General features: G+C 60.6%; 13 protein-coding genes. 9 read left to right on the top strand and 4 right to left on the bottom strand.

From position 1 onward, the window contains the following. Nucleotides 1-67: 67 nt before the first annotated feature. Nucleotides 68-1351 carry a putative acyl-CoA thioester hydrolase gene (locus tag N037_RS13940; RefSeq protein ID WP_023334958.1) on the bottom strand — a complete coding sequence of 428 codons (1284 nt, stop codon included), beginning with the start codon at nt 1349-1351 and terminating at the stop codon, nt 68-70. Between the two features lie 223 nt (nt 1352-1574). Between N037_RS13940 and hutI the strand changes: the two genes are divergently transcribed. The 5 genes from hutI (at nt 1575) to hutH (ending at nt 7820) form a co-directional block, all read left to right on the top strand. Further along, nucleotides 1575-2798, top strand: coding sequence for an imidazolonepropionase (hutI, locus tag N037_RS13935; protein WP_032641640.1), 1224 nt, complete (start codon nt 1575-1577; stop codon nt 2796-2798). Beyond that, nucleotides 2795-3733 (top strand): formimidoylglutamase, encoded by a 939-nt coding sequence (gene hutG / locus N037_RS13930; RefSeq protein ID WP_032641638.1) that lies wholly within the window; start codon nt 2795-2797, stop codon nt 3731-3733. The genes hutI and hutG overlap by 4 nt, the downstream gene beginning before the upstream one ends. Before the next feature lie 19 nt (nt 3734-3752). Beyond that, the gene (locus N037_RS13925; protein ID WP_024908773.1) at nt 3753-4487 is read left to right on the top strand and encodes a histidine utilization repressor; all 735 of its coding nucleotides are present in this window, start codon (nt 3753-3755) and stop codon (nt 4485-4487) included. Nucleotides 4488-4614: 127 nt separating this feature from the next. Beyond that, entirely contained in the window at nt 4615-6300 is a 1686-nt protein-coding gene (gene hutU, locus N037_RS13920) for a urocanate hydratase (protein ID WP_032641634.1), read from the top strand. Further along, nucleotides 6300-7820, top strand: a complete 1521-nt coding sequence (gene hutH / locus N037_RS13915) for a histidine ammonia-lyase (RefSeq protein ID WP_032641632.1) — start codon at nt 6300-6302, stop codon at nt 7818-7820. Before hutU ends, hutH begins: the two co-directional genes overlap by 1 nt. 85 nt (nt 7821-7905) lie before the next feature. Here hutH and N037_RS13910 read toward each other — a convergent pair whose 3' ends face one another. Both N037_RS13910 and bioA read right to left on the bottom strand, forming a co-directional pair. After that, a complete protein-coding gene (locus N037_RS13910; RefSeq protein WP_008501131.1) occupies nt 7906-8382 on the bottom strand; it encodes a kinase inhibitor in 477 nt (158 codons plus the stop codon). 48 nt (nt 8383-8430) lie between these two features. Next, the gene (gene bioA, locus N037_RS13905) at nt 8431-9720 is read right to left on the bottom strand and encodes an adenosylmethionine--8-amino-7-oxononanoate transaminase (protein ID WP_072163974.1); all 1290 of its coding nucleotides are present in this window, start codon (nt 9718-9720) and stop codon (nt 8431-8433) included. Nucleotides 9721-9806: 86 nt separating this feature from the next. Between bioA and bioB the strand changes: the two genes are divergently transcribed. From bioB to bioD, 4 genes are read left to right on the top strand one after another with little or no spacing between them, the layout of a single operon-like run. Further along, the gene (gene bioB / locus N037_RS13900) at nt 9807-10847 is read left to right on the top strand and encodes a biotin synthase BioB (protein ID WP_032641628.1); all 1041 of its coding nucleotides are present in this window, start codon (nt 9807-9809) and stop codon (nt 10845-10847) included. Beyond that, nucleotides 10844-12001, top strand: coding sequence for an 8-amino-7-oxononanoate synthase (gene bioF, locus N037_RS13895; protein WP_032641626.1), 1158 nt, complete (start codon nt 10844-10846; stop codon nt 11999-12001). Before bioB ends, bioF begins: the two co-directional genes overlap by 4 nt. Further along, nucleotides 11985-12740 (top strand): malonyl-ACP O-methyltransferase BioC, encoded by a 756-nt coding sequence (gene bioC / locus N037_RS13890; RefSeq protein ID WP_032641624.1) that lies wholly within the window; start codon nt 11985-11987, stop codon nt 12738-12740. The genes bioF and bioC overlap by 17 nt, the downstream gene beginning before the upstream one ends. After that, on the top strand, nt 12733-13434 hold the full coding sequence (gene bioD, locus N037_RS13885) for a dethiobiotin synthase (protein ID WP_032641622.1): 702 nt from the start codon (nt 12733-12735) through the stop codon (nt 13432-13434). Before bioC ends, bioD begins: the two co-directional genes overlap by 8 nt. On the opposite strand, the gene N037_RS13880 is transcribed toward bioD, so the two are convergent. After that, nucleotides 13397-14119, bottom strand: coding sequence for an ABC transporter ATP-binding protein (locus tag N037_RS13880; RefSeq protein ID WP_023334969.1), 723 nt, complete (start codon nt 14117-14119; stop codon nt 13397-13399). The two genes, bioD and N037_RS13880, sit on opposite strands and share 38 nt — an antisense overlap. Between the last annotated feature and the right edge of the window lie 330 nt (nt 14120-14449).

Genomic DNA, 14449 nt, shown 5'->3' with positions numbered 1-14449 from the left:
TCGCATGTGCGAGGTTTTTTTATCTCTGTAGGCCGGGTAAGGCGAAGCCGCCACCCGGCAAAACAGCTTACTGTTTCGGCTCAGCAACCACTTTGCTACCCAGACCGCGGTTGTTGTATTCCCACATGCGGTTGAAGTTAGCGTCGTTCAGGTTGCGCTGCACGTTCCCTTTATCATCCACCGCCCCGGTATTGCCGGAGAATGGACGTTTGGAGATCGCGGCATCAGCCCACGGCTTCGCCATGTTGAAGCCTTCGTTGATCACGCTGTCGCGGATCACGACCTGGCCGTTAGTGGCAGAGTCCACGTCCAGGGAGCGTCCCAGCTGCGCCACGCCGTCACCGGCAGCGTTAAAGCGGCTGTTCACGGCCAGGAAGCCGTAGAAGAGGTTAGACTGGGTTGCCGGCGCAAACACGTAGCCTTCCTGCTGGGTACGTGAGTTCACCACGCGGAAATCGGTGTTATCAAACACCACCGCGCCGCGACCGGACACCAGATCCACGTCACCTTCAACGTAGCTGTTGGTCACCAGGGTACGGGTCAGGCGGTTATTCTGCAGGGTGTTCTGCACGCCGCTGTTGGTCACGAAGAAGGTGTTCTGACGGCCCAGAATGTTGACGTTGTTAATCTGTACCTTGTCGCCATCGCTGCGCAGCGCCACGGCCTGGTGGTTACCCGCGTCAACGCTGTCACCCAGGGTATTCTGAATGGTCAGGTTCTGCAGCTGCAGACCGTTATTCTGCGACCAGACCACCGCTGAGCACATCACGCCAATGGTGGCGGAACGCTTGCTCTGGCAGTTATCAAACATGTACCAGGCTGGTTTACCCGGCATATATTTTCCGGCCGGGTTCACCAGGTGGCGCCAGGTGTTGCTGTCGATTTCGGAATCAATCGCCAGACCAATTTTTACGTCAATCGCTTTTTCGCCCAGACCGTAAAGCGTAATGCTGCCTGGGGCCGCCGGCACATACACGGTGCCTTCATATTCACCTGGCAGGATCGCGATGTACTGGCGAGACGCGCTGTGTTTAGTGATGGCAGCATCAACCGCAGCCTGAATAGAGGTATGCGTTACGCCCTGCGCACCTGCCGGGCCGACCACGAAGTCAGGCTGTTTAGGCAGGTTAATAGAAGAGGGTGTCCACGGCGCAGCGTTAGGATCCATCGCTGAGAAGTAATGCGCACGATCGAAGTTCTTCGCTTCATCAGCGGACAAAATCGGGCGGGAGGCGGTACCGGGCGCAGCCTGCTCAGAAGGTCGCTGATCCGGCGGAGTTGAACTGCATGCGGATAAGGTCACGCCAAAGGCGAGTGCTAACGCCAGACGGGAAATCCTGGAAATGTTCAAGGTGAAGCTCCTGGGTATGCAAGTCTTTACGGGATAGACGAAATAGCCTGCTTTTTTATACTAAGTTGAGCGAAACGGGAAGATAAAAAGGGTAAAAGTTGCATTTTAGCCCCGGAGCGGCAGGTAAGTGATCACAAATAAATAACATTTTCCTTCAAGGCGGTTGACAGTAGACGGTGGATGCAAATAAATGTCTATACAACCCATGACAAGTGGAATGCCCATGCAGCAGATTCATCCCGACGATGTGATATGGCGAAATGCGCGGCTGGCTACGATGGCGCCGGACGTACCTGAGCCTTATGGACTGAAAGAGCATCATGCCCTGGTCGTGCGCGGCCACACTATTCTGGCCGTGATCCCTGAATCTGATATTCCTGCCGGACACCCTCACTGTGTCGATCTTCAGGGACGTCTGGTCACGCCTGGCCTGATCGACTGCCATACCCACCTGGTATTTGGCGGCGACCGTGCGGCGGAGTGGGAGCAGCGTCTGAACGGCGTCTCTTATCAAACCATCAGCGTGCAGGGGGGCGGGATTAACGCCACTGTGACGGCGACGCGCAGCAGCTCGCCGGAAACTCTGCTAGAACTGGCGCAACAGCGGCTTCAGCGGCTGATGAATGAAGGCGTCACTACGGTTGAAATCAAGTCGGGATACGGGCTCAACGCCGAGGCCGAAGAGAAGATGCTGCAGGTCGCACGCCAGCTGGGCCTCAATAACCCGATCGATATCAGCCCAACGCTGCTGGCGGCTCATGCGGTTCCGCCGGAATACCGGCAGGATCCCGATGCCTACCTCACGCTGGTCTGCGAGCAGATACTGCCCACGCTGTGGCAGAAAGAGTTATATGAAGCAGTAGACGTGTTTTGTGAAAACGTCGGCTTCACCCCGTCGCAAACCGAGCGCCTCTTTAAGGCTGCCACCGCGCTCGGTATTCCGGTGAAAGGGCATGTCGAGCAGCTGTCTAATCAGGGCGGCGCGGCGCTGGTCAGCCAGTATAAGGGGCTTTCCGCCGATCATATTGAGTATCTCGACGACGCAGGCGTTCAGGCGATGGCGGAAAGCGGCACGGTTGCCGTCCTGTTGCCGGGTGCGTTCTATTTTCTTCAGGAGCGCCAGCGTCCGCCGGTTGAACGGCTCAGAAAACAGGGTGTCCCGATGGCCGTCGCGACCGACTATAACCCCGGCACCAGCCCGTTTGCCAGCCTGCACCTGGCGATGAACATGGCCTGCGTCCAGTTTGGTCTGACCCCTGAAGAAACCTGGGCTGGCGTCACGCGGCATGCCGCGCAGGCGCTGGGCCGTGGCGCAACCCACGGACAGCTGCGGGCAGGGTTTGTCGCTGATTTTATCGTCTGGGATGCTCGTCATCCGGTTGAGATGGTCTACGAGCCGGGACGCAATCCGCTGTATCAACGTATTTTCCGTGGGGAGGCAGTATGAGGTTATGGCGGCCCGTAGCCGAAACGGTCTGGCAGGGGCGCGACGACAGCGCCGAGGCCAGCAATGCAACGCGCATTTTCCAGACGATAAAGCAGCAGGGACAGTTCACGCCGCTTTCATCCGGCATCGCGCTGATAGGCTTTGAATGTGATGAAGGGGTTAAACGCAATCAGGGCAGGCCCGGCGCCGTGCAGGCACCGGATATGCTGCGAAAAGCGCTGGCGAATATGGCAAGCCATCAGGGGCATGAACGGCTGACGGATATGGGCTCGGTGTACGTTGAAGGCGACGAGCTGGAAGCGGCGCAGCAGGCGTTAAGCGATGCCGTCACGGCCTGCCAGCGGTCCGGGATGCGCACGCTGGTCTTTGGCGGCGGGCACGAAACCGCCTGGGCGCACGGTCGGGGCGTTCTGGATGCGTTCCCTAACGAGCGCGTGGCGGTGATCAACCTTGATGCCCATCTTGACCTGCGCAAGGCCGACCGGGCGACGTCCGGTACCCCGTTTCGCCAGCTGGCGCATTACTGCGATGAGCGCGGGCGGGAATTTCAGTACGCCTGCTTTGGCGTGAGCCGGGCGGCGAACACGCTGGCGCTGTGGGATGAGGCCGAACGCCTGAACGTCACGCTGGTGGAAGATCTCCATTTCAGGCGCGATGCGCTATCCGCGCTGGAAAAGGTGCTGACGCAGGCCGATCGTATCTATCTGACGATCGATCTGGACGTCCTGCCCGCCAGCGAAATGCCTGCCGTGTCCGCCCCGGCTGCGTTAGGCATACCGGCGCTGGATCTTCTCCCGGTTATCGAACAAATCTGCCGTAGCGGTAAGCTACAGGCCGCCGATCTGGTAGAGTTTAACCCGCAGTACGATCGGGACGGACAGGGCGCAAAGCTTGCCGCCCGTCTGGCCTGGCAAATTGCTCACTGGTGGGCATAACACTATTCAAGGAGTTACGATGTTTTCACGCTCACCTCTGCCGCAGTCGAGTCCTCCCGCGCCTTTCTACGAAAAGGTGAAGCAGGCGATCAGCGAAAAAATCGCCACCGGCGTCTGGCGGCCGCACGATCGCATTCCCTCGGAGGCCGAGCTGGTGGCGCAGTTTGGTTTTAGCCGGATGACCGTCAACCGGGCGCTGCGCGAACTGACCGATGAAGGGCTTCTGGTGCGCCTGCAGGGCGTGGGGACGTTTGTGGCGGAACCGAAAGGGCAATCCGCCCTGTTTGAAATCCGCAGTATTGCCGATGAGATAACCTCGCGAAATCATCAGCATCGCTGTGAGGTGCTGGTGCTCGAAGAGACCCAGGCCAGCGCCGAGCAGGCCGTAGAGCTGAATGTTAAAGAAGGCAGTCGTATCTTCCACTCCGTGATGGTGCATTTTGAGAACGACATTCCGGTGCAGATTGAAGATCGCTGCGTAAACGCTGAACGGATACCGGACTATCTGAATCAGGATTACACCCAGACCACGCCGCACGCCTATCTCTCACTCGTCGCACCGCTCACGGAAGGGGAGCACATTGTGGAAGCCGTGCGCGCCACGCCGCAGGAGTGCGAGCGGCTGCGCATTAAAGAGCACGATCCGTGCCTGCTGATCCGCCGTCGAACCTGGTCCTCGTCGCACATTGTGTCGCATGCCCGGCTGCTTTTCCCGGGGAATCGCTACCGGCTGCAGGGCCACTTCATGTCATAAGTTTTATAAGCGTGATCGCTAACGCAATATAACAAAATTGTATCTTTTTTGTTAAATCCGACCTTGTGTGTGCTTGTCTATACAAGTATATCTAAATGCATCATCTGTCCCCTATGAGGAGCACACAATGTCGTCAGGTAAATACCGCCAGCAGGATGTCCGCGCCGCGCGCGGCACCACGCTCACCGCCAAAAGCTGGCTCACCGAAGCCCCGCTGCGCATGTTGATGAACAACCTTGATCCTGAGGTGGCGGAAAACCCCCACGAGCTGGTGGTCTACGGCGGCATAGGCCGCGCCGCGCGCAACTGGGAATGCTATGACGCAATTGTAAAATCCCTGACCGAACTCGAACACGACGAAACCCTGCTGGTACAGTCCGGCAAGCCGGTAGGCGTATTTAAAACGCACAAAAACGCGCCGCGCGTGCTGATCGCCAACTCTAACCTCGTGCCGCACTGGGCCACATGGGAACACTTCAACGAGCTGGACGCAAAAGGGCTGGCGATGTATGGCCAGATGACCGCGGGTAGCTGGATCTACATCGGCAGCCAGGGGATCGTGCAGGGCACCTACGAAACCTTTGTGGAGGCCGGTCGCCAGCACTATAACGGCTCGCTCAAAGGCCGCTGGGTATTGACCGCGGGTCTGGGCGGCATGGGCGGCGCGCAGCCGCTGGCCGCCACGCTTGCCGGCGCGTGCTCGCTCAACATTGAGTGCCAGCAGAGCCGCATTGATTTTCGTCTGCGTACCCGTTACGTCGATGAACAGGCAACCGATCTGGACGATGCGCTGGCGCGCATCAAAAAATACACCTCCGAAGGGAAAGCCGTGTCGATTGCCCTGTGCGGCAACGCGGCGGATATTCTCCCGCAGCTCGTCGCCCGCGGCGTGCGCCCGGATCTGGTCACCGACCAGACCAGCGCTCATGACCCGCTGCACGGTTACCTGCCAAAGGGCTGGACGTGGGAAGAATATCAGCAAAAAGCGGAGACCGATCCGGAAGGCACCGTGCTTGCCGCGAAACGTTCCATGGCCGAGCACGTCTCCGCCATGCTGGCCTTTAGCCAGATGGGCATTCCGACCTTTGATTACGGCAATAACATTCGCCAGATGGCGAAAGAGATGGGCGTGAATAACGCCTTCGACTTCCCGGGCTTCGTTCCTGCCTACATTCGCCCGCTGTTCTGCCGCGGCATCGGTCCGTTCCGCTGGGTTGCCCTGTCCGGTGACCCGGAGGATATCTACAAAACCGACGCCAAAGTGAAGGAGATCGTCGCCGATGACGAACACCTGCACCACTGGCTGGACATGGCCCGCGAGCGCATTAACTTCCAGGGCCTGCCGGCGCGTATCTGCTGGGTAGGGCTGGAGTGGCGTCAAAAACTCGGCCTCGCCTTCAACGAAATGGTGCGCAGCGGTGAAGTCTCCGCGCCGATCGTTATCGGCCGCGACCACCTGGACTCCGGCTCCGTTGCCAGCCCGAACCGCGAAACGGAAGCCATGCGCGACGGCTCCGATGCGGTCTCCGACTGGCCGCTGCTGAACGCTCTGCTCAATACCGCCAGCGGCGCGACCTGGGTGTCGCTGCACCACGGCGGCGGCGTGGGGATGGGCTTCTCCCAGCATTCAGGGATGGTCATCGTCTGCGATGGAACCGATGAAGCCGCCGCGCGCATCGCTCGCGTGCTGCACAACGACCCGGCCACCGGCGTGATGCGTCACGCGGATGCGGGCTATGAGATTGCCATTGACTGTGCCAAAGAGCAGGGGCTGAACCTGCCGATGATCCCTGCCACACAAGGAAAGCATTAATGAACGCGTTAACACTCACTCCCGGCTCGCTGACCCTCAAACAGCTGCGTAACGTCTGGCGCAAGCCGGTCACCCTTTCGCTGGATGAAAGCGCCCACGCCGCCATTAACGACAGCGTTGCCTGCGTCGAAGCCATTGTTGCCGAAGGGCGCACCGCCTACGGGATCAACACCGGCTTTGGCCTGCTGGCACAGACCCGCATCGCGACGCACGATCTGGAGAACTTACAGCGTTCGCTGGTGCTGTCACACGCGGCGGGCGTCGGCCAGCCGCTGGATGATGAGATTGTCCGTCTGATGATGGTTCTCAAAATCAACAGCCTGGCGCGCGGTTTCTCGGGCATTCGCCTGAGCGTTATCCAGGCGCTGATGGCGCTGGTGAATGCGGAAGTCTATCCGTGGATCCCGGCAAAAGGCTCCGTTGGGGCATCCGGCGATCTCGCGCCGCTGGCCCACATGTCGCTGCTGCTGCTGGGCGAAGGCAAAGCGCGCTGGCAGGGCGAGTGGCTTCCTGCGAAAGAGGCGCTGAAAAAAGCCGGGTTAAACCCGATCACGCTGGCGGCGAAAGAGGGGCTGGCGCTGCTGAACGGCACGCAGGCGTCGACCGCCTTCGCGCTGCGCGGCCTGTTTGAAGCAGAAGATCTGTTCGCCTCGGCGGTGGTGTGCGGTGCGCTGACCACCGAAGCCGTGCTGGGCTCGCGTCGCCCGTTCGATGCCCGCATCCACGAGGTGCGCGGTCAGCGCGGGCAGATTGATGCCGCCGCGATGTATCGTCACGTGCTTACTGACTCCAGCGAAATTGCCGATTCACACCATAACTGCGACAAGGTTCAGGATCCGTATTCCCTGCGCTGCCAGCCCCAGGTGATGGGCGCGTGCCTGACGCAGCTGCGCCAGGCGGCGGAGGTGCTGCTGGTGGAAGCCAACGCGGTGTCCGATAACCCGCTGGTGTTCGCCCAGGAAAACGAGGTGGTCTCCGGCGGTAACTTCCACGCCGAGCCGGTGGCAATGGCGGCGGATAATATCGCCCTGGCGATTGCCGAAGTTGGCGCGTTGTCCGAACGCCGCATCGCGCTGATGATGGATAAACATATGTCCCAGCTGCCGCCGTTCCTGGTGCGTAACGGCGGGGTCAACTCGGGCTTTATGATTGCCCAGGTCACAGCCGCGGCGCTGGCGAGCGAGAACAAAGCCCTGTCGCACCCGCACAGCGTGGACAGCCTGCCAACGTCAGCGAACCAGGAAGATCACGTTTCGATGGCACCGGCTGCCGGGCGTCGTCTCTGGGAAATGGCCGCCAACACCCGCGGCGTGCTGGCGGTGGAATGGCTGGCGGCAAGTCAGGGTATCGACCTGCGAGAAGGGCTTAAATCCAGCCCGCTGCTGGAGCAGGCGCGTCATGCGTTGCGCGAGCACGTTAAGCACTACGATGACGACCGTTTCTTTGCGCCGGATATTGATAAGGCGATGCAGCTTCTGGAGGAAGGACGGCTGGTGGGGTTGTTGCCTTCGGTGCTGTGATTTTATGCCCGGTGGCGCTGCGCTTACCGGGCCTACGGGTACGAAATGTAGGCCGGGTAAGGCGTAGCCGCCACCCGGCTTTTTTTTAGGAATACATCGCCGTAATCGACGCGCTGCCAAGCGAATGGAAATGCACGTTAAAGCCGACCATCGCGCCGCTCGCCCCTTCGTCGACCTCAATCTTCTCCACATCCAGCGCGTGCACCGTGAAGATATAGCGGTGGGTTTCCCCTTTTGGCGGCGCCGCGCCGCCGTAGCCCGCTTTACCAAAATCGGTGCGCGTCTGAATGGCACCTTCAGGCAGGGCAACCAGGTCAGAGCCGGAGCCCTGCGGCAGGACGCGCGTGTCGGCAGGCAGGTTCGCCACAATCCAGTGCCACCAGCCGGAGCCGGTAGGCGCATCCGGGTCGTAGCAGGTCACGACAAAGCTTTTGGTTCCGGCCGGAACCTCGTCCCACGCCAGGTGCGGGGAGATATTGTCTCCCTGATACCCCATGCCGTTGAATACGTGACGTTCCGGCAGTTTTTCACCGTCGCGCAGATCTTTACTGATGATTTTCATACGGTTTACCCTCGTTGATCGCTCGTTCAGCAAGTGTAATGCATAGGGTTACATCGTGAAATGCGCGGGAATGTTAACGGCTGTTACAACCGCGTCGGTTAATTTACGCAGCTGCTCCGGCGTAATGCTGTACGGCGGCATCAGGTAGATAAGCTTGCCGAAAGGCCGCACCCAGACGCCCTGCTCAACGAAGAAGCGCTGCAGTGCCGCCATATTCACCGGATGGGTGGTTTCAATCACGCCGATGGCACCCAGCACGCGCACGTCCGCCACGAAATTCGCGCCCGAGGCGGCGCTCAGCTCCTCTTTCAGCTGCGCCTCAATTGCCGCAACCTGCTTCTGCCACTCGCCGCTCTCCAGAATGGCGAGACTTTCGCTTGCGACGGCGCAGGCCAGCGGGTTGCCCATAAACGTCGGGCCGTGCATAAAGCAGCCCGCCTCGCCGTCGCTGATGGTGTCGGCAACGTGACGGGTCGTGATCGTGGCGGAGAGCGTCATGGTGCCGCCGGTCAGCGCTTTACCCAGACACAGAATATCCGGCGCAATGCCCGCATGCTCGCAGGCAAACAGCCTGCCGGTGCGGCCAAAGCCGGTGGCGATCTCATCGGCAATCAGCAGAATGCCTTCGCGGTCGCACATCCTGCGAATGCGCCTCAGCCATTCCGGGTGGTACATCCGCATTCCGCCTGCGCCCTGCACAATCGGCTCCAGGATCACGGCGGCGATTTCATGGCGATGCGTCGCCATCAGCCGCGCGAAGCCGACCATGTCCATCTCGTTCCACTCACCGTCGAAGCGGCTCTGGGGTGCCGGGGCAAACAGGTTTTCCGGCAGATAGCCCTTCCACAGGCTGTGCATGGAGTTATCCGGATCGCACACCGACATCGCCCCGAAGGTATCCCCGTGATAGCCGTTGCGGAAGGTGAGGAACCGCTGGCGCGTTTCGCCCCTCGCGTGCCAGTACTGCAGCGCCATTTTCATCGCCACTTCCACCGCCACCGAGCCGGAATCCGCCAGGAACACGCACTCCAGCGATGCAGGCGTCATCGCCACCAGGCGGCGGCATAAATCCACCGCGGGCTGATGGGTGATTCCGCCAAACATCACGTGCGACATCTGGTCAATCTGCGCCTTCATCGCCGCATTCAGGCGCGGGTGGTTGTACCCGTGAATGGCCGCCCACCAGGAGGACATCCCGTCAACGAGCCGTTCGCCGCTGGCGAGGTGCAGCTCGCAGCCGTGGGCCGAGGCCACCGGATAGACGGGAAGAGGGCGGGTAGTGGAAGTGTAAGGGTGCCAGATATGCTGCTTGTCGAAGGCGAGATCGTCCTGGGTCATAATCGACTTGTAAACCATTTTGAAAAGTTTTAGGTTTACGAGTATAAACCGAACCGAAAATTAACAAAACCCTTTGGAGAAGCCCCATGGCTCACCACGCACGCTGGACGATGTCGCAAGTCACTGAATTATTTAATAAACCTTTCCTTGAGCTGATGTTCGAAGCCCAACAGGTGCATCGTCAGCACTTCGATCCTCGCCACGTTCAGGTCAGCACGCTGCTGTCGATCAAGACCGGTGCCTGTCCTGAAGACTGCAAATATTGCCCGCAGAGCGCGCGCTACAAAACCGGCCTGGAATCCGAGCGGCTGATGGAAGTGGAGCAGGTGCTCGACTCGGCGCGTAAGGCGAAAAACGCCGGCTCGACCCGCTTCTGCATGGGCGCGGCGTGGAAGAACCCGCACGATCGCGACATGCCGTATCTGGAGCAGATGGTGAAGGGCGTGAAGGAGATGGGCCTCGAAGCCTGTATGACGCTCGGCACGCTGAACGACGAGCAGGCGCAGCGCCTCTCCGCGGCGGGGCTGGACTACTACAACCACAACCTCGACACCTCGCCGGAGTTTTACGGCAACATCATCACCACGCGGACCTATCAGGAGCGTCTGGACACGCTGGATAAAGTGCGCGATGCGGGGATCAAGGTCTGCTCCGGCGGTATCGTGGGCTTAGGCGAAACGGTGAAAGACCGCGCGGGCCTGCTGCTGCAGCTGGCGAACCTGCCGACCCCGCCGGAGAGCGTGCCGATCAACATGCTGGTGAAGGTCAAAGGCACGCCGCTGGCGGATAACGACGACGTGGATGCGTTTGATTTTATCCGCACCATTGCGGTGGCGCGCATCATGATGCCGACCTCTTTCGTGCGCCTCTCTGCCGGTCGCGAGCAGATGAACGAGCAGACCCAGGCGATGTGCTTTATGGCCGGTGCCAACTCCATCTTCTACGGCTGCAAGCTGCTGACCACGCCGAACCCGGAAGAGGACAAAGACGTTCAGCTGTTCCGCAAGCTGGGGCTAAATCCGCACCAGACCGAGGTGCTGACGGGCGATAACGAGCAACAGCAGCAGCTGGAGCAGCAGATTTTCAACGCCGACACCGACCAGTTCTACAACGCGGCAGCCGTATGACCTGGCAGGCACGCATTAATACCGCGCTGGACGAACGCCGGGCGGCAGAGGCGTTTCGCGTTCGCAGGGTAGTGGAGAACGGCGCAGGCCGTTTTCTGACCCACGACGGGCGGCAGTTCTGTAACTTCTCCAGCAACGATTATCTCGGGCTGAGCCAGCATCCGGCCATCATTCGCGCCTGGCAGCAGGGCGCGGAGCGGTTTGGCGTGGGCAGCGGCGGCTCGGGACACGTCAGCGGATACACCGCGGCGCATCAGGCGCTGGAGGAAGCGCTTGCCGACTGGCTTGGCTACCCGCGCGCGCTGCTGTTTATCTCCGGCTTTGCCGCCAATCAGGCGGTTATTACCGCGCTGATGGAAAAAGAGGACCGCATAGTCGCCGACCGCCTGAGCCACGCTTCGCTGCTGGAGGCGGCAAACTTAAGCCCGGCGCAGCTGCGCCGCTTTGCCCATAACGATGCGGGGCAGCTCGCCGCGCTGCTGGATAAACCCTGTGACGGACAGCAGCTGGCGATCACCGAAGGGGTGTTCAGCATGGACGGCGACAGCGCACCGCTTGCCGCGCTGCACGAGGCTGCAAAACGGCAAAACGCCTGGCTGCTGGTGGACGATGCCCACGGCACTGGCGTGATGGGCGACGAAGGACGCGGCAGCGCGCATCAGCAAAACGTGAAGCCGGAGCTGCTGATTGTCACCTTCGGCAAGGGCTTTGGCGTGAGCGGGGCCGCCGTGCTGTGCAGCGAGTCCGTCGCCGACTATCTGCTGCAGTTTGCCCGACACCTGATTTACAGCACCAGCATGCCCCCGGCGCAGGCCGTGGCGCTGTCTGCGTCGCTGGCGGTGATCCGCAGCGCAGAAGGGGATGAACGTCGCCAGCGGCTGGCAGAGCATATCTCACGCTTCCGCCAGGGGTTAGCGGCGCTGCCCTTCCACAGTCCCGATTCGCAGAGCGCTATCCAGCCGGTGATTGTCGGCGAAAACGGCCGCGCGCTGGCGCTGGCACAGGCGCTGCGCGAGCGCGGCATGTGGGTGACCGCCATCCGCCCGCCAACGGTCCCGCCGGGCACCGCGCGGCTGCGCTTAACCCTGACGGCGGCGCATGAAGCACCGGATATCCAGACGCTGCTGGAGGTGCTTCATGATGCCGGTGAATAAACAGGCCGTTGCGGCGGCATTTGGCCGGGCCGCGCAGAGCTATTCGCAGCACGATGAGCTGCAGCGTCAGAGCGCGCAGGGGCTTCTGGCCGCGCTTGGCGAGAACCGTTTTCCGCAGGTCCTGGACGCCGGCTGTGGCCCCGGCAGCAACAGCCGCTACTGGCGCGGGGCGGGAAGCCTGGTCACGGCTATCGACCTCTCAGACCAGATGCTCGACGAGGCGCGCCAGAGGGAGGCAGCGGATCGCTATCTGCTGGCCGATATCGAGGCGATTCCGCTGGCGGATGCGCAGTTCGATCTGGTCTGGAGTCATCTGGTGGTCCAGTGGTGCAGCAGCCTGCCGCAGGCCCTGCGCGAGCTATATCGCGTGGCGCGACCGGGCGGGAAGGTGGCCTTTACCACCCTGCTGGAAAGTTCGCTGCCGGAGCTGAATCAGGCGTGGAAAGCGGTGGATGAGCAGCCGCACGCGAACCGCTTTTTATCGCATGACCAGGTGACGCAGGCGCTGGCAGACTGGCGCTACCGCAGCACGGTGCAGACCATCACCCTCAATTTTAGCGATGCGCTCAGCGCCATGCGCTCGCTGAAGGGCATCGGGGCCACGCACCTGCATGCCGGGCGGGAGAAAAAACCGCTGACCCGGGGCCAGCTGCAGCGTCTGGAGCTGGCCTGGCCGCAGCAGCGGGGTCATTTCCCGCTCTCTTATCAACTTTTTCATGGGATTATAGAACGTGACTGACCGTTATTTTGTTACCGGCACGGACACGGAAGTGGGCAAAACGGTGGCCAGCGCGGCCCTGCTGCAGGCTGCCCGTTTACAGGGAAAAACCACCGCCGGGTATAAGCCCGTCGCCTCTGGCAGCGAGATGACGGCGGAAGGGTTACGCAACACCGACGCGCTGGCGCTCCAGCGAAACAGCACGCGTGAACTCGCCTATTCAGCGGTCAATCCGTACACCTTTGCCGAGCCGACCTCGCCGCACATTATCAGCGCTGACGAAGGTCGTCCGATTGATTTCGCCGTGCTTTCAGCCGGCTTGCGGACGCTGGAAAGTCAGGCTGACTGGGTGCTGGTGGAAGGTGCAGGGGGCTGGTTTACGCCGCTTTCGGACACGCAGACGTTTGCTGACTGGGTGCAGGCCGAGCAGCTTCCGGTCATTCTGGTCGTCGGCGTCAAGCTGGGCTGCATCAATCACGCCATGTTGACCGCGCAGGCCGTACAGCAGGCCGGGCTGACGCTGGCGGGCTGGATAGCCAACGACGTGGTTGCACCGGGTAAACGACACCAGGAATATCTGGCGACGCTCAGGCGCGTTCTTCCCGCCCCGTGCCTCGGAGAAATTCCCTGGCTTGCTGACGGCGCGGAAAATGCCGACACCGGGCGTTATCTCGATCTCAGCGTCTTGCTTCCCGCGACATCCAGTGCGCGATAAGCTCGTCATCCAGTTCGTTAACGTGGCCCTGCGCCACGTTACGCCCTCGATAGAGCATACAGAAACGGTCCGCCACCCGACGGATAAACGACAGCTGCTGCTCCGCTAGCAGCACCGTCATACCTAACTCCCGGTTCAAGCGCAGCAGCAGCTGCCCCAGTCTCTGGGCGAAGCTGTGTCCTGCGCCGTGCAGGGGCTCATCGAGGATCAGCAGGTGCGGACGGTTCACCAGCGCATTAGCCAGCGCCAGCTGGTACTGGTCGTCCGGAGAGAGCGTGTTGGCGCGGGTCTGTCGCAGTGTGTAGAGCGCCGGAAACAGGTCATAAACGTCACTTTTCGCTTCCGGGTTGGGTTTCCCCATCGCCCGCATGGCGATATGCAGATTTTCCTCAATCGTTAGCTGGGAGAAGATCCGTCTGTCCTGCGGGACATAGCCTATCCCCGGTCCTGAGCGCTGTTCTGGCGGCAGGTTAAGCAAATCGCGCGGCGGCGCGCCCGCCTCATGCCAGATGATGCTGCCGCTTTCAACGGGCACTCTCCCGGCGATGCAATTCATGAGGGTGGTTTTCCCCATCCCCGGCAGGCCAACGACGCCTGTACACATCCCTTGCGGAAAATCCAAATTCACGTTCCATAGCGTATGTTGGCTTCCGTAAAACTGATTCACAGCACGCAGACTCAACATCTTTCTCTCCTTAAAAATGTGTGTAGGTGAGGCTCGAGTCTGAATCTGCAAAACCCCTGCCAGAAACCGAAAAGTGTTTAAAAAAACGGCTTTTTTAGGAATAAATCACCGGAAAGCGGTTTATAAAAAACCGGATTGCACATCGACGGTGCTGGCGGTGTTGAGTTGTGGTGCAGAACCCGAAATGATGAAAATGTGAGCAAGATCCCATCGGTTGGTTATGAATGACGCAACTGTTAATCATCAAAAAATAGCTATAAAAATTTTTTGCAGCCGTCTCGTGGGAAAAACCGGGAATTTGCCGAGCGCCAGTCTGCATGGGCTGGAAGC

Source organism: Enterobacter sp. EGD-HP1, from assembly GCF_000733275.2.
Taxonomy (GTDB): domain Bacteria; phylum Pseudomonadota; class Gammaproteobacteria; order Enterobacterales; family Enterobacteriaceae; genus Enterobacter.
This window is presented reverse-complemented; position numbering and strand designations above follow the sequence as displayed.

Coding starts and splice junctions, on each gene's coding strand:
- bioA (WP_072163974.1), bottom strand. CDS start 9,720: ATGACCCAGGACGATCTCGCCTTCGACAAGCAGCATATCTGGCACCCT.
- hutU (WP_032641634.1), top strand. CDS start 4,615: ATGTCGTCAGGTAAATACCGCCAGCAGGATGTCCGCGCCGCGCGCGGC.
- bioC (WP_032641624.1), top strand. CDS start 11,985: ATGATGCCGGTGAATAAACAGGCCGTTGCGGCGGCATTTGGCCGGGCC.
- N037_RS13880 (WP_023334969.1), bottom strand. CDS start 14,119: ATGTTGAGTCTGCGTGCTGTGAATCAGTTTTACGGAAGCCAACATACG.
- bioF (WP_032641626.1), top strand. CDS start 10,844: ATGACCTGGCAGGCACGCATTAATACCGCGCTGGACGAACGCCGGGCG.
- N037_RS13910 (WP_008501131.1), bottom strand. CDS start 8,382: ATGAAAATCATCAGTAAAGATCTGCGCGACGGTGAAAAACTGCCGGAA.
- N037_RS13925 (WP_024908773.1), top strand. CDS start 3,753: ATGTTTTCACGCTCACCTCTGCCGCAGTCGAGTCCTCCCGCGCCTTTC.
- hutI (WP_032641640.1), top strand. CDS start 1,575: ATGCAGCAGATTCATCCCGACGATGTGATATGGCGAAATGCGCGGCTG.
- hutG (WP_032641638.1), top strand. CDS start 2,795: ATGAGGTTATGGCGGCCCGTAGCCGAAACGGTCTGGCAGGGGCGCGAC.
- hutH (WP_032641632.1), top strand. CDS start 6,300: ATGAACGCGTTAACACTCACTCCCGGCTCGCTGACCCTCAAACAGCTG.
- bioB (WP_032641628.1), top strand. CDS start 9,807: ATGGCTCACCACGCACGCTGGACGATGTCGCAAGTCACTGAATTATTT.